The sequence below is a fragment of the Massilia suwonensis genome (assembly GCF_042655665.1).
Taxonomy (GTDB): domain Bacteria; phylum Pseudomonadota; class Gammaproteobacteria; order Burkholderiales; family Burkholderiaceae_D; genus Telluria; species Telluria suwonensis.
This window is the reverse complement of record NZ_JBHSMR010000014.1, coordinates 225,192-246,920: the sequence shown is the minus strand read 5'-3', so window position 1 is coordinate 246,920 and position 21,729 is coordinate 225,192. Positions and strand designations below refer to the sequence as shown.

Genomic DNA, 21,729 nt, shown 5'->3' with positions numbered 1-21,729 from the left:
ATGAATGCAATCCACGCCGCTCCCGCCGTGCACGACGTCACCACGCAGCTGCTGCGCGAGTGGCCGCTGCCGATGCCGGCGGTCGAAGGCGACAAGGAAGTACGCGGGCACGTGCTCATTTTGGGCGGCTCGCGCGAAATGCCGGGCGCCGTCATCCTCGCTGCCACTGCCGCCTTGCGCGCCGGTGCCGGCAAGCTGACGGTCGCCACCGGCGCCAGTGTCGCCCAGCTGGTGGCCCTGGCCATGCCCGAGGCGCGCGTGATCGGCCTGGCCGAAACAGAGGCCGGCGGCTTCCTGCCGGAGGCCATCGCCCGCCTCGACCCGCTGGCCGACCGCGTGAACGCCATGCTGATCGGACCGGGCATGCAGGACGAAGCGGCGGCGGCCGAACTGGTGCATGGCCTGCTCGAACGCATGCAGGGCAGCGACACGGCGGTGGTACTCGACGCCTGCGCCATGGGCACGCTGCTGCATGCGCCGCCGGGCTGGGCGCCAGGCAAAGCCTTCCGATTCGAGCAGCCCGTCATCGTCACGCCCCATTGCGGCGAGATGGCGCACCTGACCGGCATCGAGAAGGACGAGATCGTCTCCGGGCCCGATGCGCGGGCGCTGGCATCGAGCGCGCAATGGAATGCTGTCGTGGCCCTGAAAGGCGCGCGCACCGTGATCGCTTCGCCCAAGGGAGAAATGTGGCAGCACGAAGGGGGGAATGTCGGCCTGGCCATTTCCGGCTCGGGCGACACGCTGGCCGGCATCATCGCCGGCCTGGCGGCCCGCGGCGCCAGCCTGGAACAGGCGGCCTGCTGGGGCGTCGCCCTGCATGCGCGCGCCGGCGAGCGCCTGGCCGAACGCATGGGGGTGCTGGGCTACCTGGCGCGTGAAATTCCGAATGAGATCCCGACGCTGCTCGAGTACATCGCCGGCGGCGAAGCAAGCGATCAAAAGAAGCCTTGAAATAAAGGCATCTGCACCAACCATCCAGCTTACGCTGGGGGAAAGGGTCGAGCGGGGAACCGTTTGACTGGTATCAAAGTCCGCTAGCACGATCGCGGAACAAAGCAAGAAGGTCACAATTCGACGAACTGTCGGTAATCACGGCAGTCTAATTTTTTTACCGTCGAATTCGTGCATCTCACGGGGCCGCGTGTTGCGTCGGTTCCCTGGTGGTTTTGCCAATGAGCACAGGTCGCATCAGCTTAGCGATGCGCCCGACAAGAGGGTCATGGTAAAGCCGAACTAGCGCCGTTGTTCTCCACCGCCTCACCTGGAGACATCGGCACAAGATAGACGTGAACGAGGAGTTTAAACAATGAACGCAATCACCAAAGCACCAAAAATCCTGTTGACCGCCGCCCTGCTGGCTTCGATGCTCGGCGCTTGCAAGAAGAACGATACCGCCGGCACCGGCGCAACCGGCGACACCTCGGCAACCTCGCCGAGCTCGACGTCGGGCACGAGCGGCACCACCGGCACCACCGGCACGACGGGTGACACCGGCACCGGCGCAACTGGCACGGGCGCCACCGGCACCGGCGCAATGGGCACCACCGGCACCACTGGCGACACGACGGGTACCGGCGCCACCGGCACCGGCACCGGCGCCATGCCCCCTGCCGGCACCACCGGCACCGGCACCATGACCGACCAGTCGGGCGCTGGCGCGACCTCCACGGGCACCACCGGCACCACCACCTCGGGCGGCACCACCGGCAACACCGACTCGACTGGCACCGGCACCACCGGCACCGGCCGCTAATCGCGTCTGTCCTGCAAACCGGAGCCCCACAACGCGGGCTCCGCGTTTGCGTCCGGCCGGCTTTGGCGCCGGCGTTTCAATGCAGTCCTGCGGCATTCCTTCGTGCGGCAGGCTCTACGTCCTCTTCCCCGCTTCGATTTCTCCCTGCCCGTTCGTCCGGATGCGCCATTGCGCCTGCCTGTTTCCACTGTGTCAAACAGCGCACAGTGCAGCCTCCACCTGCGTGACACAATGCGAACCAGTCCCCCGTGCCGCCAACCATGCGCGGCAGCGGCAAGCCATCGAACAAGGAGTCCTACCATGCGCAACACGAATACCTTACCGAAGATCGTCCTGATCGCCGCTTTCCTCGCCGCCACGCTCGGCGCCTGCACCAAGAAGGATTCCGGCATCGGCGGCGCCGGCGACGCGGAACACGTTAGCAGCCGGGTCGAAGGGACCGGCGGCGGCTCGGCCGCCGGCGTCAGCGGCGCCACCGGCAACTCGGGCAATGCCGGGCTGTCCTCGACCGAATACAACACGAACACGACGCCGCGCACGGTGGGCAACGAGGAAAGCAACAAGCAGGACAGCCTCGGCGCGAGCGGCGGCGCCAGCGGATTCGACGGCGTCAAGCCGGTCGATGGCAGTGGCCAGACCACTGGCGGCGCCAATCCGGGCGGCGCGCCGATGCAGAGCGCGCCGGCAGCGGGCACCGATCACGTCGGGCACACGGGCAACACCACCGGCACCGGTCCCGCCTCCACCAAGCCAGGTTCCGGCGGCGCGGGCAGCATCCACTAAGTTGCAAATAAGCGGCTAATAAGCAGCCGAAAAAAAAGCCCGCTTGCGCGGGCTTTTTCACGTGGCGGCAGCGCTTTTAAACGCCTTCGGTCACCTTGACAACCGGCGCTTTCGCCAGCGGCACCGCCGGCTTGCGGCCGCGGCCGGTGGCAAGGCGGAAACCGCGCACGATCATGCGGAACACCAGGCGCACGAAGACCAGGGTCAGGATCGCTTCCACGAAGGTCATCACGAAGGCCGGCAGCGCGGTGAAGCGCTCCACGCGGCCACGGAACTTGACTCCCATGCGGTCGCGCGCGATCTCGATGCTGTCGTAGAAGGTCGGCACGACCAGCAGGGTCAGGAAGGTCGAGGTGATCGTCCCGCCGATGATGGCCACCGCCAGCGGCTGGTAGAACTTGCCGTCCGGACCGAGCGCCAGGGCCACCGGCAGCATGCCGGCGATCAGGGCGAAGGTCGTCATCAGGATCGGGCGCAGACGCATGCGGCCGGCCTTCATCAGCGCGTCCTCGCGGCCATAGCCTTCCGCTTCCAGGGCGCGCGCGGCGTCCAGCAGCAGGATCGCGTTCTTCGCCACCAGGCCCATCAGCATGATGATGCCGATAAAGCTCATCAGGTTCAGCGTACCGCCGGTGATCAGGAGGGCCAGCACGACGCCGATCAGGGACAGCGGCAGCGACAGCATCACGCCCAACGGCGCGGTAAAGGAGCCGAACTGCATTACCAGGATCAGGTACATCAGGCCAATACCGCCGAGCAGCGCGATGGTCATCTCGCGGAACAGTTCCTGCTGGTCCTTGCCGGCGCCGCCCAGCGCCAGGCCATAGCCCGGCGGGAAGTCGAAGGTCTTGGCCAGCTTCATGGCGTCGGCCGTGACTTCGCCGCTCGAACGGCCCTGCGCGTTGGCCGAGACGGTGATCACGCGCTTGCCGTCCTTGTGCACGATTTCCGACGGGCCTTTGCCCATGCTGATGCGGGCGATCTGTTCCAGCGGCACCATCATGTTGGTGCCGGCGATCGCGATCGGCAGGCGTTCGATGTTCTCGATGTTGACGCGGTCTTGCGGATGCAGGCGCACGGCGACGTCGCGGGTTTCCCCGGTCGGATCGACCCAGTCGCCCACTTCGATGCCGGCAAAGGCCACGCGCAGAGCGGTGGCAGCATCGCCCACCGAGACGCCCATGGAATTGGCCAGGCCGCGGTCGAGTTCGATCTGCAGTTCGTTCTTCGGATCCTGCTGCGACAGCGTGACGTCGACCGCACCCGGCACCTGGCGCAGCTTGTCCATGTAGGCCGTGGTCAGCTCCATCAGTTTGCGCGAATCGGCGCCGGTGAACTCGATCTGGACCGGCTTGCCGCCGCCGTTCAGGTCGTCGAGCACGGTGTACTCGGCGCCCACCAGTTGGGACACCTTGGTGCGCAGTTCGGCGCCGATGGCGGCCGCGGTGCGGTTACGGGTGTTGCGCTTGCCGATCTCGATGTAGATCGAGCCGCCGCTCGGACGAATCACGCTGTCGGTGGCGCGCGTTTCCGGAATGGTGCGCGCCAGTGCGGCGGCCTGTTCCATCTTCAGGCGGGCGTATTCCAGGCTCGAGGAAGCCGGGGTGCGCACCTCGATCATGATCTTGTTGCCGTCGCCCTTGGGCAGGAAGCTGGTGCCGCCGAAGCTGCCCTGCAGGAAGATCGCGCCGATAAAGGTCGCCAGCGCGATCACGCCCATCCAGCGGCGGTGGTGCAGCGCCCAGGCGATGACGTTGCCGTAGCGCGCGGCCTGGCGGTCGAACCAGTCGTTGAAGCGGCCCAGCAGCTTCGAGATGCCCTTCTTCGGCGCGTGGTGGTGGCCCGGAGGATCGCCCCAGTAGGCCGACAGCATCGGGTCGAGCGTGAAGGAGATGAACAGCGAAACCAGCACCGAGCAGGTGACCGTGAGCGCGAACGGACGGAACCATTCGCCGGCGATGCCCGGCATAAAGGCCACCGGGATGAACACGGCCATGATCGAGAAGGTGGTCGAGGCCACCGCCATGCCGATCTCGGAAGTGCCGACCAGCGCGGCGGTACGGCGGTCGGCGCCGTTTTCCATGTGGCGCACGATGTTTTCCCGCACCACGATGGCGTCGTCGATCAGCACGCCGATCGCCAGCGACAGCCCGAGCAGGGTCATGAAGTTCAGCGTGAAGCCGCACAGCCAGACCGCGATGAAGGCGGCCAGCACCGAGGTCGGCAGCGACAGCGCGGTAATCAGGGTCGACCGCCAGGAATTCAGGAAGGCATACACCACGAACACGGTCAGCACGGCGCCGAAGACCAGCGACTCGATCACGTTGTTCAGGCTCGACTGCGCCTCGTTGCCGCCGTCGCGGGTGATGTTCAGCGAGCTGCCCTTCGGCAGTTCCTTGTTGATTTCCTCGACGAGTTTACGCACTTCCTTGGCGATCGACACGGTCGAGGCGTCGCGGGTACGGACGATGGAAATGCCCACGTTCGGCGAACCGCTGTGGATCGAGGCGCTGTCGATGTCGGCGAAGCCGTCGCGGATTTCGGCGACCTGGTTCAGGCGCACGATGGTCTCGCCCATGCGCTTGACGACGACCTGCGAGAAGTCTTCCGGACGCTCGATGCGGCCGATCAGGCGGATACCCTTCTCGTCCATTTCGCCGCGCACCTTGCCGACCGGCGCGTTGGTGTTCTGGTTGCGCAGGGCATTTGCCACTTCGCTGACCGAGACGTTGTATTCGCGCAGTTTATCCGCGCGCAGCAGCACCGACAGCTCGCGCCGCAGCGAGCCGTTGACGTTGACGGTCGAGACGCCTTCGATCGCGCGGAAGCGGTCGGCCAGCACGTCTTCGGCCAGGCGCGACAGCTCGGCGTGCGACTGCGCGCTCGAGGACAGCGCCAGCTGCATGATCGGCTGCGAGGACGGATCGACGCGGCGCAGGATCGGCTCGCGCATTTCCGTCGGCAATTTATAACGCACCGCCGAGATCGCGTTGCGCACGTCGTCCGAGGCTTCGATCAGGTTACGCTTGAAGTCGAACTGCAGCACCATCGTGGCGCTGCCCTCGTTCGCGTAGGACTCGACCTCGGTTACGCCCGGCACGCTCAGCATCTGCTTTTCCAGGCGGTTGATGATCTCGCGCTCGCTCGTTTCCGGCGAGGCGCCCGGATACGGGATGCTGACGACGATGACGGGAATCTCGACGTCCGGGTTCTGGTTGACGCGCAGCTTGGACAGGGCCAGCAGGCCCATGCACATCATGCCGACGATCAGCACGATCGTGGCGATCGGCTTCTTGACTGAGAAATTAGACAGGAACATGGCTCGATATCCCTCAGTTGCCTTTGGCGGCCGGCACGGACGCGCTGGCGACGGTCTTGCCGGCACCGGCGGCCCCGCCCGCGAACGCGACCTTCTGGCCATCCTTCAGGTTCGAGCTCGGATTGCGCAGCACGGTGTCGCCGGCGGCCAGGCCGGCCTTGATCTCGATGTTGCCGGTGCGCTGGTCGCGCGCGCCGGTCTGCAGGTCTACTTTTGAGAGCAGGTTGCCCTTGACGCGCCAGGTATAGGTCTTGTCGCCCGCCTTGACCAGGGCGCTTTCCGGCAGCATCAGCACGTTCGCCGTTTCGGCGTCGATGCGGCCTTCCGCGTACAGGCCGGCCACGCGCGGCTGCTCGCCGGTCAGGCCGACCAGCACTTCGACCTGGCGCGTGATGTCGTTGGCCGAGGCGTCGATGCGGCGCACGACGCCGGTGAACTGCTGGGTGCCGTAGCCGTTGATGTGGTACTTGACCGGCTGGCCGACCTTGATGGTGCTGATCTTGTCGGTCGAGACGCGGCCTTCGAAGCGCATGCTGGTCGGGTCGATGACCTTCACCAGTTCCTTGCCGATGGTGGCGGTGTCGCCGGCGGAGACCTTGCGGTCGCTGACGATGCCGTCGAACGGCGCGCGCACCTGGGTGCGGGCGATCTGCTGGCGCGCCAGCGCCGCGCGGCTGCGCGCCGCCGACAGCTCGCTCAGGGCGCTGTTGCGGCGCACTTCGGCTTCGTCCTGGGCCGCGGCCGAGGTCATGCCCGAAGCGCGCAGGGTTTTCAGGCGCTCGAGCTGGCGATTCGCCTGGTCCAGCGCCTGGCTTGCCGCGGTCACGCCGGCGTCGGCCGAGACGAGACTGTCGCGGATCGCGGTCTCGTCGAGCTTCACCAAGAGGTCGCCTTTCTTGACCGGCTCGCCATTTTCCTTGAGTACCTGCAGTACCACGGCCGAGACTTCGGCGCGCAGGTCGGCGCGGCGTTCCGGCTGGATCGAGCCGGTGATCACGGGACCGGACGCCATGGCGTCGCTCGACACCGTCAGCAGGTCCTGGGGCGCGACCAGCAGCTGGTCCGGCCGCGTGTCCTTCTGGCTGGCCTGGGCTTTACCGTCCGGCTTGGCCGGATCCTTGGCTTCCTTGTTGCAGGCGGCCAGGGTGGACGCGATGGCAAGGACGAGTAGTGTGTTGCGCAGCATTGAGGATCTCCCAGATTGGACTCTGACGTGTATTTATAAAAATTGGACGAAATCTGTCAGCGCGCAGTATCTAGGAGGCGGCCCCACCCGTCAATTGAGGAGCGCGCCCGTTGTTATTTTGGATGGATGAACTGCGAAATACTGCGATGAGCTGCATACGTACGTGACGAGATGCGCGAAAACCCGGGGCCGGTCGCCCCGGGACGAACGACGATTATGCGCCGAACAAATTAAATACGAGGAAACCCATGCCGATGCCGGTAGCGATGCCGCCGCAAATCTCGACCAGGGTGTGCCCCATGCGCTCGCGCAGCACCTTGTGGTTGGCGGCGCCCAGCGACAGGCGGTTGAGGCCGGCAGCATGCTGGTTGATGGCGGCGGCCTGGCGGCCGACGTGCTGGCGCAGGCTGTTGGCGTCGATCATCACGATGAAGGCGAGCGTGACGGCCACGCCGAAGGCCGGATGATTGAGCCCCTCGCGCAGGGCGATCAGGGTCGCCATGCTCGTCACGACCGAGCTATGGTTGCTGGGAAAGCCGCCATTCCCGACCAGGTTGAAGGCCCAGCGCCGCTGGCGCGCGCTATTGATCAGGAACTTGATCGGGCCGACGACCAGCCAGGTCAGGAAGGGAGTGATGAGGTAAGCGTAATCCATGGAATCCTTGTACGGGGCAAGCCCGGGGTTGAATGCATATGCCGGGCGGAATTATCGCAGAAGCAATGCTCGATAGCGACCTGCTAGCGACCTGCACTGCGCCATGACGCCCCTGCTGCGGTTAAGATAGAGAAAACTGTGGCATTTTGCCAATACCAAACAACAAAACGGAAAACGAGGAATCGACATGCAACACTTCAGGCTTTCCTTTGCCGTGACCATCGTCCTGATGGCGCTGGCGGGCTGGTGGGGTTTCGAACACGGGGGGATGCCGGGCCTGCTCAGCGCGCTATGGATCACGGCGGTGCTGGGCGTGCTGGAAGTGTCGCTGTCCTTCGATAATGCGGTCGTCAACGCGTCCGTCCTGCGCCATTGGAACGAGTTCTGGCGCAAATTGTTCCTCACCGTCGGCATCCTGGTGGCCGTGTTCGGCATGCGCCTGCTGTTCCCGCTGGTGATCGTCTCGGTCGCCACCGGCCTGGGCCTGATCGACGTCTGGCACATGGCGATCGACACGCCGCAGGAATACTCGCGCCATCTGACCGAGCACCACGCCGAGGTGTCGGCCTTCGGCGGCGCCTTCCTGATGCTGGTCTTCCTGAACTTCCTGTTCGACGAGGAAAAGGAACTGCACTGGCTCGGCTGGATCGAGGAAAAGGTCGGCAAGTACGGCTCGGAAGGCCTGGCCATCCTGCTGACCCTGTTGGCCGTGTTCTTCGCCATGAGCCTGATGCCGGAGCAGCGCAAGCTGCCGGTGCTGATTTCCGGCGTGGTCGGGGTGCTGGTGTACGTGGGCGTGGACTGGATCAGCGGCCTGCTGGAAGAAGAGGAAGCGGACCCGACCATCGGCAAGATGATTTCCCAGGGCAGCATCGGCGGCTTCCTTTACCTGGAAGTGCTGGACGCCTCCTTCTCCTTTGACGGCGTGATCGGCGCCTTCGCGATCACCAACGACGTCGTCATCATCATGCTGGGCCTGGCGATCGGCGCGATGTTCGTGCGTTCGCTGACCGTGTTCCTGGTCTATAAAGGCACGCTGCAGGAATTCGTTTATCTGGAGCACGGCGCTCACTACGCGATCGGCATCCTGGCGCTGATCATGTTCGCCAGCGTGCACTATCACATCCCGGAGTGGTTCACGGGGCTGTCGGGGCTGGCCTTCATCCTGGTGTCGCTGTGGTCCTCGGTGCGGCACCGCAGGCGCCTGGGCCATGAAGAAACCCATGACAAGGCCGAGATCGCCTAGGCCCTTAGGCAGCGCTTAAACGGCAGCGCTGCCATTTTGACAATCGGAGTGCGCGTGGCAGAATGGGGCCACCGCGCTGCCGAGCGCCCTCTTCCACTCATATTCCTGACACCATGCCGAAAGCCTTGCCGCAGCGCGCCACCGCCATCCTGCTGTCCCTCGTCGTCGCCCTCGTCGTCATCTTCGGGCTCTACACCTGGTTCACGCTGACCTGGTCGTATTCGGAAGGCACGCGGGCCGGCTACCTGCAGAAGTTCTCGAAAAAAGGCTGGCTGTGCAAGACCTGGGAAGGCGAAATCCTGCTCTCGAGCATGCCGGGCGCGATCCCGGAACGCTTCGCCTTTACCGTGCGCGACGACAAGCTGGTGCAGAAGCTGCAGTCGACCATGGGCCAGCGCGTCGAGATCGGCTACGAACAGCACCGGGGCGTGCCGACCAATTGCTTCGGCGAAACCGAGTATTTCGTGAATGCGGTGAATACGGGGCCGGTGTCGCCGGTGTCGCCGAGCGAGGCGCCGACGGTGGCGCAGTGATATGAACCACGTATCACCGTGAGCCGGTGATACGTTTGGCGAATCATTCGCCCGTATTCTTGCGCTGGGCCATGATCACCTCGGCCAGCCGCGCCGCCGCCTGCTGCGCCGACGGCTGCTTCTTCAAGCGTCCCAGCACTTCGCGGGTGATGTTTTCCGACGCCGTACGCTGACGCGCTTCCGACTTGCGTTCGACGATGGCATCCTCGGTGGCCGACAGCTCGGCCGCCTGCTCTTCCAGCCGCTTCGTTTCCAGCTCCAGCAACTCGCGCCGGGCGTCGGCCATCTGCTGCGTGGTCGCGGCGGTGCGCTTCTGCATCTCGGCGTGGGCTTGCGCATGCTCCAGCAGCGCACGCTGCGCGTCGCGTTTTTCGAGTGCCGCCTGGGCCGCGGCCGACTCGGCCTGCTCGCGCTCGCGCGCCAGGCGCGCCGCTTCTTCCTCGGCTTCGCAGCGCACGCGCGCGGCCAGGGCCGCTTCCTCGTCCAGCGCCAGGCGCTCGGCCGCGGCGGCGTTCGCGCGGGTGTCGAAATCGAGCTGCTCGCGCTGGGCCGCCAGCTTGCGTTCGGCCTGCGCCAGCGCCTCGGCTGCCGCAGCGGCGGCCTCGCGTTCGGCCTCCAGCGCCGCCTCGGTCGCGGCCAGGCGCGCCTGTTCGCAGGCTTGCCGTTCGGCCTGCACCCGCGCCAGTTCTACGGCGGCGTCCAGTGCGGCCTGGGCGGCGGCAGCGGCCGCTTCCTGGGCCGCGGCAGTTTCCTGCGCGTGTGCGGTCTCGATGCGCTGCGCTTCCTGCGCCGCCTGCGCGGCCTGCGCAGCGCGCTGTTCGACGTCGAGCTGCTCGCGCAGCGATGCCGCTTCCAGCGCTTCCGCCTCGGCGCGCGCCGAGGCGGCATCAACCAGGGCGCGCTCGGCATCCATCTTTTCCTGCTGGCGCACCAGCGCCGTATTTTCCGCATCGAAGCGCGCGCGTTCGGCCGCGGCCAGGCTCTCCGCTTCCTGCGCGCGGCGTTCGGCCAGCGCCGCCGCCGCCTGTTCGCGTTCGAGCGCTTCGCTCGCCAGCGCCAGTTCGGCTTCCTGGGCCGCGTTGGCGCGCGACCGGGCCTCGGCCGCGGCATGCGCCAGCGCGGCGCGCTCAAGGGCCAGGGCGCGCTCGCGCTCCTGTTCGCGCGCATCCACTTCGGCCGCCTGGGCCGCCTCGCGGTCGGCCTCGGCCAGCTCGCGCGCATGCTGCGCGGCCAGGGTCTCGGCCTGCAGGCGGGCTTCCACCTGGATGCCCGCTTCGTGTTCGGCCTCGGCGCGCGCCAGGGCCACTTCGCGCAGCTTGCGGTCGGCTTCGATGCGCGCCTCGGTGGCGGCGGCGATGCGCGCCTCGGCGTCGCGCCGCGCTTCGGCGGTGGCGGCGGCGGTCTGCTCCAGGCGCTCGCGGTGGATCGCGGCGTCGCGCAATTCCTTTTCCAGCTGCAGGCGCGCGCGCAGGGTGTCGGCGGCGATGCGGGTCGAATCGGCCTGCGACTGGGCGATCGATTCGCGCTCGTGCTCGACGTGGGCCAGCGCGCGGGCTTCTTCCAGCGCGCGCGCTTCGGCGGTGGCGCGGGCAAAGGCCGAACTCAGGGCGACCTGGTCGGCGCGTTCGCGCTGCACAGCCAGTTCCAGCGCTTCGGCTTCGACCTGCGCCAGCTTCTCGGCGGTCTGGCGCGCGGCCTTCTCGGCCCGTTCACGCTCGCGCGCCAGCACGGCCACGCGCGCATCGGCGCTGGCGCTGTGCAGCACCTCTTCGCGCGCGGCCTGGACGGCAGCGACGCGTTCGGCGGCCTGCCGGCGGGCTTCCTCGGTCTGCACCAGCAGCGCTTCGGCCGCCTGCGCGGCTTCGAGCGCCATCGCGGCCTCCAGCTCGATCTGCTCGGCGGCGCGGCGGCGGGCTTCCTCGGCCGCGCGGGCGCGCGCTTCGACCGCCAGGCGGCCTTCGGTATCGGCCTGGACCCGCGCGCGCAGCTCGGCCGTTTCCAGGCGCATCGCCTCCAGGCGCTCGTTGGTGGCCTGGGCGGCGGCGCGCAGGGTTTCCAGGCGGTCGCGGTTGAGTTCGATGACTTCTTCGGAAGCCTGGGCATTGGCCAGCGCGGCGGCCGCGGCAGCGGCATCCAGGGCGGCACGCTCCTCGGCCAGCGAGCGGGCACGCGCCTCGGCATGGGCGCGCGTCTCGGCGGCGACATTCGCTTTCGCCTCGGCTTCCACACGGGCGATCGCTTCCTTGATCGCCATCTTTTCCGAACTTCCCCGGTCGGCCGGCGCGGCGGCCGGCGGCACATGCTGGCCCAGGGCGGGCGGCATGTCGATGGTGAAGTCGGTATCGTCGTGTGGTGCTGGTTCCATGGTCGTTCTCTGTTCTAGGGCGCGCCCGTCCATTATCTGTTAAACCAGACGATCATGGCACGCCGAACTGCGCGGTGAATTCGCCCTATTTTATTGCTTACACCGGCCACAGGGGCGGCTCATCCATGAGCGCCACCTGCTCGCGCAATTCGAGGATACGGTCCTGCCAGTAGCGCTGCGTGTTGAACCACGGGAAAGCCGCCGGGAAGGCCGGATCGTCCCAGCGCATCGCCAGCCAGCCCGCGTAATGGATCAGGCGCAGGGTGCGCAGGGCTTCGACCAGGTACAGCTGGCGCGGGTCGAACTCGCAGAAATCCTCGTAGCCGGCCAGCACGTCGCTCATCTGGCGCACCATCTCGTGCCGTTCGCCCGACAGCAGCATCCACAGGTCCTGGATCGCCGGCCCCATGCGGCTGTCGTCGAAGTCGACGAAATGCGGGCCGTCCGGCGTCCACAGCACGTTGCCGCCGTGGCAGTCGCCGTGCAGGCGCAGCGCCGGCTGCTCGCCCGCGCGCTCGTAGCAGCGTGCCACGCCGGCCAGGGCCTGCTCGACCACGCTGGCATAGGTCGCGCGCAGCTCGATCGGGATGAAATCGTGCTTCACGAGGTAATCGAAAGGCTCGCGTCCGAAGGTCTGCGGATTGAGTTCGGGGCGCAATGCGTACGGTTTCACCGCGCCGACGGCATGGATGCGGCCGATGAAGCGTCCCATCCATTCCAGGGTATCCGGATCGCCCAGTTCCGGCGCCCTGCCCCCGCGGCGCGGGAAGACGGCAAAGCGGAAGCCGTCGAAGCTGTGCAGGGTTCGTCCATCGATCTGCATCGCCGGCACCACCGGGATCTCGTGCCCGACCAGTTCGGCGACAAACGCGTGCTCTTCCAGGATGGCGGCATCGCTCCAGCGCTCCGGCCGGTAGAACTTGACCACGACCGGCTCGCCCTCGTCGCGCCCGACCTGGTAGACCCGGTTTTCGTAGCTGTTCAGGGCCAGCAGGCGGCCGTCGCCGTGCAGGCCGACGCTGTCGACGGCGTCGAGCACGCATCCCGGATCGAGCCGGGAGAACGGGTGCGCCGCGCTTTCGTCGGAAGAAATAGACTCGTTGTGCATATCGACATTGTAAGGCGCGGCGCGTTATTTCGTACTCTCCGCGCTCCCAGGCGTTAAACTGGCGGACTTCACCGCATTTAAAGCACACATTCAGAGCACCCCATGCAACTCGAACAGCCCCTCACCGAAAAAGAATTCGACGAACTCGACCAGTTCCTCCTCTCCGAGCGCAGCCCGGAAGACGCGATGACGATGGACACCCTGCACGGCTACCTGACCGCGATCGCGATCGGCCCGGAAACCATCATGCCGGCCGAATGGCTGCCGCGCGTGTGGGGCGAAGGCGATGACGCCGCGCCGAAGTGGAAGAACGGCAAGGAAGAAGAACGCATCATCAACCTGATCATGCGCTTCATGAACGAAGTCCTGATCACCTTCGAAGTCGCCCCGAAGGAGTTCGAGCCCCTGTACTGCGAGCACGAGCACAAGGGCCAGACCCTGATCGACGCCGAAGCCTGGTGCTGGGGATTCTGGGAAGGCATGGAACTGCGTCCCGGCTCCTGGGACCCGATCTGGGAATCCGAGGTTGCCGAACTGATGCGTCCCCTGTACCTGCTGGGCGCCGACGAGATCGAGGAAGAAGAGCTGCCGCTGGTCGAAGACCCGGTCAAGGCGCACCAGCTGGCGCTGGAAATCGAAGCGAACCTGCCGGCGATCTACAAGTATTGGCTGCCGCTGCGCAAGGCGGCGGTCGAGACCGTGCGCCACGAGACGCCGAAGGTCGGGCGCAATGACGATTGCCCTTGCGGGAGCGGGAAGAAGTACAAGAAGTGCTGCGGGGCGGAATCGGCGTAAGGCCTGTTTGTGTCGCAGTCAAAGCGCGGAACCCGGTGATCAGCCGGGCTTTTTTCTTTCGACAGTCAAAGTTTGGCCTAGTCCGCTTCCAGGCAGATCACTTCCTGGGTTTGGCGCCCTCGCTGGCCGGTGCCGCGTTGTTCTGCGCGGCGGCCGCTGCTGCCGCAGCCTGCTGCTTCTGTTTCTGCTTCTTCTTTTCCGCATGGTGTCCGACCGCGCAGCCGATCGCGGCACCGGCCACGCCATGCTTGCCTGCAACGTGGCCGATGACACCGCCTGCGAGGGCGCCCTTGCCGCAGCCGGCCTGGGCCGATCCGGCAGCCAGCAACAGCGCGGTGCTGACGACCGCGAGCGAAAGTCTGGTACGCATGAAGCTCTCCTTGTGTAAGTCTACGAGCTTCACAGTACGCGCTTCGTCGGCAGGCAACCGTTAGCCCGCTAACATAGATCCTTCGGGAGCTTCATTCGTTGCCGCAAGCTGTAGACCATGAACAGCACGATCGCCAGGTTCACGAGCAGCAGGCAAACGCTGAGCAGGCCGGGGCGGTGGATCAGCTCGCGCACTTCGAACGGGACATAAACCGCAGCGCTGAGGGCCGCGAAGCCTTCGCCCCACACCCGTTCGAACCACAAGCCGTAGGCTTCGACCAGGCGCACGGCGGAATAGGCAAGCGCGGCGGCGGCGAGTTGCCGCAGGCGCGCGTCGTCGAGTTTGCCGGCGTAGTCGATGAAGACGCGCGGCGTATGGGATGCGGGGTTCAGGTGGGCATGCCTGACCAGTTCCTCGGCAAACTGCTGCACATCCCGGTGCAGCAGGGCGAACAGGCCGAAGCCGGCGAGCAGGACGACCAGGCCCTTGGCCGCTTCGAGCGCGGCTACCGTGCGGATTCCCTGTGCAACATGCATGCTTCGTTCTCCCACATATCCAGGCGTGATCCGGCTGTCCGGTAGAAATCGGCTGAATCGATTGAGAGGTATGATCGCTCCATAGCCTGCCGGGCTCAAGCCCGTTCGATCGATCACTCAAGGAGGCCGCCATGCGCGCGTTACTATTGATGACAGCAAGCGTCGTTTGCTTATTCGGATGTACGACCCCTCAGGAAAGGGCGATGCAGCAGCAAGCCGAGATGGATCGCATGATGGCCGAATACGGGCCGGCCTGCGTGCAGCTGGGCTTTGCCGCCAATACCGACCCCTGGCGCAATTGCGTCGTGCAGATGGCGACCAGGAACGGCACCTACCGCGGCGGCGTATCGACCTCCATTTTCGGCGGCTTCGGCAGCGGCGGCCGTTCCGGCATCGGCATCGGCATCGGCGTCGGACGCTAAGCCGCCGTCTCCAGCCGCTCCTCGCTCAGGGCCGCCAGCAGGTCCGACTGGCTCACCAGGCCCACCATCGCCCCATCGGCCCCGGTAATCGCCACCTGGTGATAGCCGCCGTCGCGCAGCAGCGGCACCAGCTGCGCCAGCGGCGCGGCGGCGTCCAGCGCCACCACGCGCTGGCGCATCGCATCTTCCACGTAGGGCCCGGCGCCCGGCACCAGCTGGCGCAGGCGCGTTCCCCACCCCACCATGCGCAGCAGGTCTTCCTGGGCGATCACGCCGCGCAGGTGGCGGGTGTCGTCCAGCACCGGCAGCGACTGCAGGCGGTAGCGCAGCAGCAGTTCGCGCGCGTGTTCGAGGGTGTCGCGCGGGGAGACGAAGACGATGTGAGTCGACATCAGCTCGGCGCAGACGCGTTCGTTGAAGTGGCGGTGCAGCGCCAGCTGGCGGGCGTCGTCGACGATCGCCAGCAAGTCGTCGCGGCTGACGTCCAGCACTTCGCCGTAGCGCGCCAGCGCCGCTTCCAGGTCGCTTTCGGTGATGCCCAGGCGCGCGCCGGGGACCGGGTCGCCGGTGGCGTGGACATTCTTGTCCGCCGCGTGCTGGGCGTGCGGGTAGCGCCGGCCGGTCAGGTTGTTGTAGAGGATGGCGGCGATCACGATCAGGGCCGAATTCAAGGCCACCGGACTCAGGGCGAACAGGAAGCCGGCGTCGTGCACGGCCTGTCCGCCAAGCACCGTGGTCAGGGCCACGGCGCCACCCGGCGGGTGCAGGCAGCGCAGCGCGAACATGGTGCCGATGGCGAGAGCGCCGGCCAGCGGCGCGGCCAGCAGCGGGTCGGGCACCAGGTGCAGACAGGCGACGCCGACCAGGGCCGAGATGGTATTCCCGCCCACCACCGACCAGGGTTGCGCGAGCGGGCTGGCGGGAACGCAGAACAGCAGCACGGCAGAAGCGCCCATCGGCGCGATCAGCCAGGCAGCCAGGTCGGGCGCCAGTACGTGGGTGAGCAGCGCGGTGAGGAAGAGGCCGATGCAGGCGCCGATGCCGGCACGGATCCGCTCGGTGTTGCCGGCGGGAAGAGGCTGGGGCAGGAAGCCGTGCAGCCATTGGATGAAGGTGGCGCGCATGAAGCTGAGCAGGGAACAGGCAAAGACTGCAATTACACCACAAGCATTGTTGCGGTGCAGGAGATGCACCATTTGCGTGCATTCCTGACTCGCAGCCACATCGTCAATTTTGTCAATGCGCGTGAACGCACGGACGAGCCTGCTCTCCTCTGCGAAGCTGGCCCCAGTAATTTCGGGCGGTGTCTGTTGCCGCAATCCATCAAATTTGATAAATAGGATTTCCCATGAAGAAAGCACTGCCATTGACGCTGATCGCCGGCGCCGCCCTGCTCGCCACCAGCGCCTGGGCTGCCGACGCCGCCAAGCCGCCGAAAGCCGAATCGCACATGCAGAAGGTGCTCGACGCACACGCCTCGTTGAACCCGAAACCGATCGAAACCCTGACGCCCGAGGAAGCGCGCATGCAGCCGACGCCGGCCGACGCCGTCAAGAAAGTCCTGACCGACATGAAGAAATCGACGGCGCCGGAACCGGGCGTGACGATGAAGACGATGACGGTCGGCAGCGGCGACGCCAGCTTCCCGGTCCACATCTTTACCCCGGAAGGCAAGGGCCCGTTCCCGGTCATGATGTACTACCACGGCGGCGGCTTCGTCATTGCCGACACCAAGGTCTACGAGGCCAGCCCGCGTGCGCTGGCGAAAATGGCGAACGCGATCATGGTCGCGGTCGACTATCGCCGCGCGCCGGAACACCCCTTCCCGGCCGCGCCGAACGATGCTTTCGCGGCTTACCAGTGGACGCTGGAACACGCGAAGGAATTCAACGGCGACCCGGCGCGCGTCGCGGTCGGCGGCGAGAGCGCGGGCGGCAATCTGGCGACCGTGGTCTCGATGATGGCGCGCGATAAGAAGGTCGCGATGCCGGTGCACCAGCTGCTGGTGTACCCGGTGGTGAACGACGACATGAACACGCCTTCGTACCAGAAGAACGCCAACGCCAAGCCGCTCAACAAGGCGATGATGGGCTGGTTCTTCAAGCACTACAAGGGCGACCCGAAGAACCCGTATGCGCTGCCGATGAAGGCCGAGTCGCTCAAGGGCCTGCCGCCGGCGACCATCATCGCGGCCGAGATCGATCCGCTGCTGTCGGAAGGTAAAGCCTATGCGGACAAGCTGAAGAAGGATGGCGTGGCCGTGGATTACAAGGAATACAGCGGCGTGACGCACGAGTTCTTCGGCATGGGTGCGGTGGTGCCGAAGGCGAAGGAGGCGGAGCAGTACGCGGCGGATGCGTTGAAGAAGGCGTTCAAAGCGAAATAAGCGGTATCGGCATCATGGCGGCGTTGCCATGGTGCCCGCGTTGTAACGCGTGGAGTCGGGACTCCACCCTACGATTCTTGGCTGCATTGATGTACGATACGCAACGCTGCCATATCGACCACACACCAATGGAGACCCCATGAAACGCACTTCCCTGTGCCTGCTCGCCGCCCTCCTCGCCGCCCCCGCCTTTGCCGCCGCACCGATGGCGAAAACCCAGGCTCCCGGCTACTACCGCATGATGCTGGGCGACTTCGAAGTCACGCCGCTGTCCGACGGCACGGTCGACCTGCCAGTCGACAAGCTGCTGACCCAGAAGGCCGACAAGACCACCGCGGCGCTGGCCAAGGCCCACCTGAAAGTCCCGCTCGAAACCTCGGACAACGCTTTCCTGATCAATACCGGCAGCAAGCTGATTCTGATCGACACCGGCGCCGGCGTGTTCTTCGGCCCGACCCTGGGCAAGATCCAGGCGAACCTGAAGGCGGCCGGCTACACGCCCGAGCAGGTCGACGAGATCTACCTGACCCACATGCACAGCGACCACCTGGGCGGCCTGTCGGCGCAATCGAAAGCCGCCTTCCCGAACGCGGTCGTGCGCGCATCGAAGCGCGAAGCCGACCACTGGCTGAGCCAGGCGAACATGGACAAGGCGCCGGAAGACGGCAAGGGCACGTTCAAGAATGCGCTGGCCGCGCTGGATCCCTACGTCAAAGCCGGCAAGTTCAAGACCTTCGAGGGCGACGTCGAGGTCTCGCCCGGCATCCGCGCCCAGGGCGGCCACGGCCACACGCCGGGCCACACCACCTTCGTGGTCGAGAGCCGCGGCCAGAAGATGGTCGTGATCGGCGATTTGATCCACGTGGGCGCGGTGCAGTTCGAGGATCCGGCGGTGACGATCGGCTTCGACGGCGACCAGAAGGCGGCGGCTGCGGCGCGTAAAAAACTGTTCGATGCGGCGGCCAAGGATGGCTTGCTGATCGGCGGCGCGCACCTGCAGTTCCCGGGGATGGGTTATCTACAGAAAGAGGGCAAGGGATATCGCTATATCCCGGTCAACTACAGCCGCATGCCATGATTTTGTAGGGTGGGCACTCCGTGCCCACGCGGTACAACGCATGCATGTCGAAACAATATTCGCAGACGTTGCGGCATGCAAAAGTACGACCGCGTGGGCACGGAGTGCCCACCCTACGGCTACGCCGCGTCCCGGGTGTCCGGACGCACTGTCGCCAACACCGCCATCAATCCATCCAGATCCACTGGCTTGACCAGGTGATGCGCAAACCCCGCATCCAGCGCCAGCCGGCGATCCGCCTCCTGCCCATATCCCGACACCGCAATCAGCACGCTGTGCGCTGTCTCCGGCTGCGCACGCAGGCGCCGCGCCAGTTCGTTGCCGTCGATGTCGGGCAGGCCGATGTCGAGCAGGCAGGCATCCGGCCGGGCGCTGCGCGCCAGTTCCAGCGCGCGCAGGGACTCGTGTTCGATGAAGACTTCATGGCCGCTCGCTTCGAGCAGCATGGCCAGCGTCGTCGCGGCGTCGACGTTGTCGTCCACCACCAGCAGGCGCAGGCCGCCGGTGCGCTGCGAAACCGCTTCCAGCTGAGGCGGGTGTGAAGCCGCACTCGCCGCCAAGGGCAGGGTCACCGTGAAGGTACTGCCCTGCCCCAGTCCCGGGCTGGCGCAGGTGACCGTGCCGCCGTGCAGCTCGACCAGGTTGCGCACCAGGGCCAGGCCGAGCCCGAGTCCGCCCTGCGAACGGTCCGAGCTGCGCTTGGCCTGGGCGAACAGGTCGAAGGCGCGTTCGGTCAGTTCCGGCTCCATGCCGATGCCGTTGTCGCTCACCCCCAGCACCAGCCTGCCTTCCCGGGTCTCCGCATCTATTTCGATGGCGCCGTCCTCCGGCGTGTACTTCACGGCGTTGCCGAGCAGGTTGGCAAGCACCTGCACCAGGCGCGCGCGGTCGCCCTCGACCGTCAGCGGCACGCTGGGCAAATGCAGCGCCAGGCGCTGGCGCCGCGCCCCGAGCTGCGGGCGCACCTGCTCGACCGCTTCGTCGACGATGGCGCGCACGTCGAGCAGGGTGCGATCGAGTTCGATCAGGCCGCGCGTGACGCGCGACACGTCCAGCAAATCGTCGACCAGGCGCGTCATGTGGCGTACCTGGCGCCCGATGATGGCGCTGCTGTGGCGCACCCGGGTTTCGTTCAGCGAGCCCATGTCGAGCAGCATGGCCGCCGCGCTGATCGGCGCCAGCGGGTTGCGCAGTTCGTGGGCCAGCATCGCCAGGAATTCGTCCTTGCGCTGGTCGGCCACCTTCAATTGTTCCTCGACCTGCTTGCGGTCGGTGATCTCGCGGAAGAACACGGCGATGCCGCCGTCCTGGGTCGGGAAGGCGCGGATCTCGTTCCAGCCGCCGCGCCCTTCGATCTGCGGCACCCGGTATTCGACGGCGCCGGCGATGCGCTGCTCCATGGCCCGGTGCAGCATGTGGCCCGCTTCGCTGCCCTCGACTTCCGGGAACACTTCCCAGTGGCTGCGCCCGACGACTTCCTCGGCCGTCTTGCGACAGATGCGCAGGCCCTCGACGTTCATGCGCGTGATGGTCCAGTCCGAATCCATCAGCGCGAAGCCCTCGACCATGGTGTCGAAGATGTAGCGGCTGCGGTCGCGCTCGGCGCGCAGTTCGGCCTGCGCGCGCGCCGTCTCGAGAGCGGCCCAGGTGCGCTCGGCCGTCTCGCGCGTGAAGCGCACGTCGGCGTCGCTCCAGTGACAGGGCTGCGCGCGGTTCAGGCTGAGGAAGCCGACCAGGCGGGCGCTGCGCATCAGCGGCACGGTCAGGACGGCGGCCGCTCCTTCCGCGCGGAAGATGGCACGGCAGTCGACGAAGCGCGGATCGCTGTCGACATCGTCGGCGACGAGGGTTTCGCCCGCGCGCGTGAGCGCGGCGATGGTGGGTCCGAATGCGTCGAGGGGATAGCTTTCCCGCGACAGTTCGCCGGTGCCGCCGGCGTTCCACTGGTAGCGCACGGTAAATGCAAGGCCCGCGTCGTCCACCTCGGCATAGGTCGCCCGGCTCAGGTCCAGCTCCTCGCCCAGCAGGGCGCTGGCCGTGCCCAGCACGTCGTCGGGGGTACCAAGCGGATGCAGGGCGTCGGACAGCTTCAGCTCGAGCGCGGCGCGCCGTTCGGACTGGACCCGGCTCGTCGTCTCCATGACCGTGCAATACATCCCCGCCACGTGCCCGCTGCCGTCGTGCAGGGGCGAATACGAGAAGGTGAAGTAGCCCTGCTCCGGGAAGCCCTTGCGCACCACCACCAGCGGCAGGTCTTCGTGAAAGGCGGACTTGTTCGACAGCGCGCGGTCGATGATCGGCACCAGGTCGGCCCAGATCTCGGCCCAGATCCGCTGGAAAGGCTGGGCCAGCGCGGCCGGGTGCTTGGCGCCGAGGATGACGGCGTAGGCGTCGTTGTACAGGAAACGCAGGTCCGGCCCCCAGACCACGAACATCGGAAAAGCCGAATTGAGCGACATGCTCACCGCGGTCGCCAGTTCGGGCGGCCAGGTGTCGGGGTGCCCGAGCGGGCAGGTGCTCCAGTCGTGCGCGGCGTAGAGCGCGCGGACGCCGGTCAGGGGCTGGGAGGGGTCGGTGGGGAGGAATCCGGGCATGGTCGGATTCTCCCACACTTGGTGCAGGCGCCGGAGCACAGATTGCCCCGACGAATCGTCATCAAAGCTTGATGAAATGCTCGCGGTAATACTTGAGTTCTTCGACCGACTCGATGATGTCGGCCAGGGCCGTGTGCTTCTGGTGCTTCTTGAAGCCCGAGGCCAGGTCCGGCTTCCAGCGGCGGCACAGTTCCTTCAGCGTCGACACGTCCAGGTTGCGGTAGTGGAAGAAGGCTTCCAGCTTCGGCATGCCGCGCGCCATGAAGCGGCGGTCCTGGCAAATGGTGTTGCCGCACATCGGCGACTTGCCTGCAGGAACGAAATTCTTCAGGAAGGCGATCAGGGCCGTCTCGGCGTCGGCTTCGGTGACGGTCGAGGCGCGTACGCGGTCGATCAGGCCGGAGCGGCCGTGGGTGCCCTTGTTCCAGTTGTCCATCTTGTCCAGGGTTTCGTCGGACTGGTGGATCGCGAACACGGGGCCTTCGGCCAGCACGTTCAGGTGCATGTCGGTGACGACGACGGCGACTTCGATGATGCGGTCGGTATCCGGGTCGAGGCCGGTCATTTCCATGTCGACCCACACCAGGTTCATGTCGT

At 66.4% G+C, this 21,729-nt stretch carries 19 protein-coding genes; 9 read left to right on the top strand and 10 right to left on the bottom strand.

The genetic code is table 11. The annotated features are described in order from the left end of the window. The 3 genes from ACFPQ5_RS21420 to ACFPQ5_RS21410 all read left to right on the top strand — a co-directional run bounded on the left by ACFPQ5_RS21420 (position 1) and on the right by ACFPQ5_RS21410 (position 2,539). Positions 1-954, top strand: a complete 954-nt coding sequence (locus tag ACFPQ5_RS21420) for an NAD(P)H-hydrate dehydratase (RefSeq protein WP_379760608.1) — start codon at positions 1-3, stop codon at positions 952-954. 355 nt (positions 955-1,309) lie between these two features. Then, the gene (locus tag ACFPQ5_RS21415) at positions 1,310-1,756 is read left to right on the top strand and encodes a hypothetical protein (RefSeq protein WP_379760606.1); all 447 of its coding nucleotides are present in this window, start codon (positions 1,310-1,312) and stop codon (positions 1,754-1,756) included. A 300-nt stretch (positions 1,757-2,056) separates the two neighbouring features. Then, positions 2,057-2,539 (top strand): hypothetical protein, encoded by a 483-nt coding sequence (locus ACFPQ5_RS21410; protein ID WP_379760604.1) that lies wholly within the window; start codon positions 2,057-2,059, stop codon positions 2,537-2,539. 76 nt (positions 2,540-2,615) lie between these two features. On the opposite strand, the gene ACFPQ5_RS21405 is transcribed toward ACFPQ5_RS21410, so the two are convergent. The 3 genes from ACFPQ5_RS21405 to ACFPQ5_RS21395 form a co-directional block, all read right to left on the bottom strand. Next, positions 2,616-5,858, bottom strand: coding sequence for an efflux RND transporter permease subunit (locus ACFPQ5_RS21405; protein ID WP_379760602.1), 3,243 nt, complete (start codon positions 5,856-5,858; stop codon positions 2,616-2,618). A 13-nt stretch (positions 5,859-5,871) separates the two neighbouring features. Next, a complete protein-coding gene (locus ACFPQ5_RS21400; RefSeq protein ID WP_379760600.1) occupies positions 5,872-7,044 on the bottom strand; it encodes an efflux RND transporter periplasmic adaptor subunit in 1,173 nt (390 codons plus the stop codon). A 214-nt stretch (positions 7,045-7,258) separates the two neighbouring features. Beyond that, positions 7,259-7,699: a divergent PAP2 family protein gene (locus ACFPQ5_RS21395; protein ID WP_379760598.1), complete on the bottom strand. Its 441-nt coding sequence runs from the start codon at positions 7,697-7,699 to the stop codon at positions 7,259-7,261. Between the two features lie 187 nt (positions 7,700-7,886). Between ACFPQ5_RS21395 and ACFPQ5_RS21390 the strand changes: the two genes are divergently transcribed. Both ACFPQ5_RS21390 and ACFPQ5_RS21385 read left to right on the top strand, forming a co-directional pair. Next, positions 7,887-8,945, top strand: coding sequence for a DUF475 domain-containing protein (locus tag ACFPQ5_RS21390; RefSeq protein ID WP_379760596.1), 1,059 nt, complete (start codon positions 7,887-7,889; stop codon positions 8,943-8,945). A 113-nt stretch (positions 8,946-9,058) separates the two neighbouring features. Beyond that, positions 9,059-9,478 (top strand): hypothetical protein, encoded by a 420-nt coding sequence (locus ACFPQ5_RS21385; RefSeq protein WP_379760594.1) that lies wholly within the window; start codon positions 9,059-9,061, stop codon positions 9,476-9,478. A 43-nt stretch (positions 9,479-9,521) separates the two neighbouring features. On the opposite strand, the gene ACFPQ5_RS21380 is transcribed toward ACFPQ5_RS21385, so the two are convergent. Beyond that, positions 9,522-11,843, bottom strand: coding sequence for a coiled-coil domain-containing protein (locus tag ACFPQ5_RS21380; RefSeq protein WP_379760592.1), 2,322 nt, complete (start codon positions 11,841-11,843; stop codon positions 9,522-9,524). A gap of 97 nt (positions 11,844-11,940) precedes the next feature. After that, positions 11,941-12,951 carry a serine/threonine protein kinase gene (locus ACFPQ5_RS21375; RefSeq protein ID WP_379760590.1) on the bottom strand — a complete coding sequence of 337 codons (1,011 nt, stop codon included), beginning with the start codon at positions 12,949-12,951 and terminating at the stop codon, positions 11,941-11,943. A gap of 102 nt (positions 12,952-13,053) precedes the next feature. On the opposite strand from ACFPQ5_RS21375, the gene ACFPQ5_RS21370 reads away from it, so the two are divergent. Beyond that, positions 13,054-13,746: a UPF0149 family protein gene (locus ACFPQ5_RS21370; protein WP_379760588.1), complete on the top strand. Its 693-nt coding sequence runs from the start codon at positions 13,054-13,056 to the stop codon at positions 13,744-13,746. Between the two features lie 97 nt (positions 13,747-13,843). On the opposite strand, the gene ACFPQ5_RS21365 is transcribed toward ACFPQ5_RS21370, so the two are convergent. Together ACFPQ5_RS21365 and ACFPQ5_RS21360 are read right to left on the bottom strand one after the other, a co-directional pair. Beyond that, on the bottom strand, positions 13,844-14,116 hold the full coding sequence (locus ACFPQ5_RS21365; protein WP_379760586.1) for a hypothetical protein: 273 nt from the start codon (positions 14,114-14,116) through the stop codon (positions 13,844-13,846). 68 nt (positions 14,117-14,184) lie between these two features. Next, positions 14,185-14,652 (bottom strand): DUF2127 domain-containing protein, encoded by a 468-nt coding sequence (locus ACFPQ5_RS21360; RefSeq protein ID WP_379760584.1) that lies wholly within the window; start codon positions 14,650-14,652, stop codon positions 14,185-14,187. Between the two features lie 203 nt (positions 14,653-14,855). On the opposite strand from ACFPQ5_RS21360, the gene ACFPQ5_RS21355 reads away from it, so the two are divergent. Continuing rightward, on the top strand, positions 14,856-15,074 hold the full coding sequence (locus tag ACFPQ5_RS21355; protein ID WP_379760582.1) for a hypothetical protein: 219 nt from the start codon (positions 14,856-14,858) through the stop codon (positions 15,072-15,074). On the opposite strand, the gene ACFPQ5_RS21350 is transcribed toward ACFPQ5_RS21355, so the two are convergent. Continuing rightward, complete coding sequence (locus ACFPQ5_RS21350; protein ID WP_379760580.1) at positions 15,071-16,270, bottom strand: HPP family protein; 1,200 nt, start codon at positions 16,268-16,270, stop codon at positions 15,071-15,073. The two genes, ACFPQ5_RS21355 and ACFPQ5_RS21350, sit on opposite strands and share 4 nt — an antisense overlap. A 152-nt stretch (positions 16,271-16,422) precedes the next feature. On the opposite strand from ACFPQ5_RS21350, the gene ACFPQ5_RS21345 reads away from it, so the two are divergent. Both ACFPQ5_RS21345 and ACFPQ5_RS21340 read left to right on the top strand, forming a co-directional pair. Beyond that, on the top strand, positions 16,423-17,460 hold the full coding sequence (locus ACFPQ5_RS21345) for an alpha/beta hydrolase (protein WP_379760578.1): 1,038 nt from the start codon (positions 16,423-16,425) through the stop codon (positions 17,458-17,460). Positions 17,461-17,599: 139 nt separating this feature from the next. Next, the gene (locus ACFPQ5_RS21340; protein ID WP_379760576.1) at positions 17,600-18,538 is read left to right on the top strand and encodes an MBL fold metallo-hydrolase; all 939 of its coding nucleotides are present in this window, start codon (positions 17,600-17,602) and stop codon (positions 18,536-18,538) included. Between the two features lie 119 nt (positions 18,539-18,657). Here the strand turns inward: ACFPQ5_RS21340 and ACFPQ5_RS21335 are convergent, their stop codons facing one another. Together ACFPQ5_RS21335 and orn are read right to left on the bottom strand one after the other, a co-directional pair. Next, positions 18,658-21,132 carry a hybrid sensor histidine kinase/response regulator gene (locus tag ACFPQ5_RS21335; protein ID WP_379760574.1) on the bottom strand — a complete coding sequence of 825 codons (2,475 nt, stop codon included), beginning with the start codon at positions 21,130-21,132 and terminating at the stop codon, positions 18,658-18,660. 61 nt (positions 21,133-21,193) lie between these two features. Continuing rightward, on the bottom strand, positions 21,194-21,724 hold the full coding sequence (gene orn / locus ACFPQ5_RS21330) for an oligoribonuclease (protein WP_379761388.1): 531 nt from the start codon (positions 21,722-21,724) through the stop codon (positions 21,194-21,196). Positions 21,725-21,729: the final 5 nt, after the last annotated feature.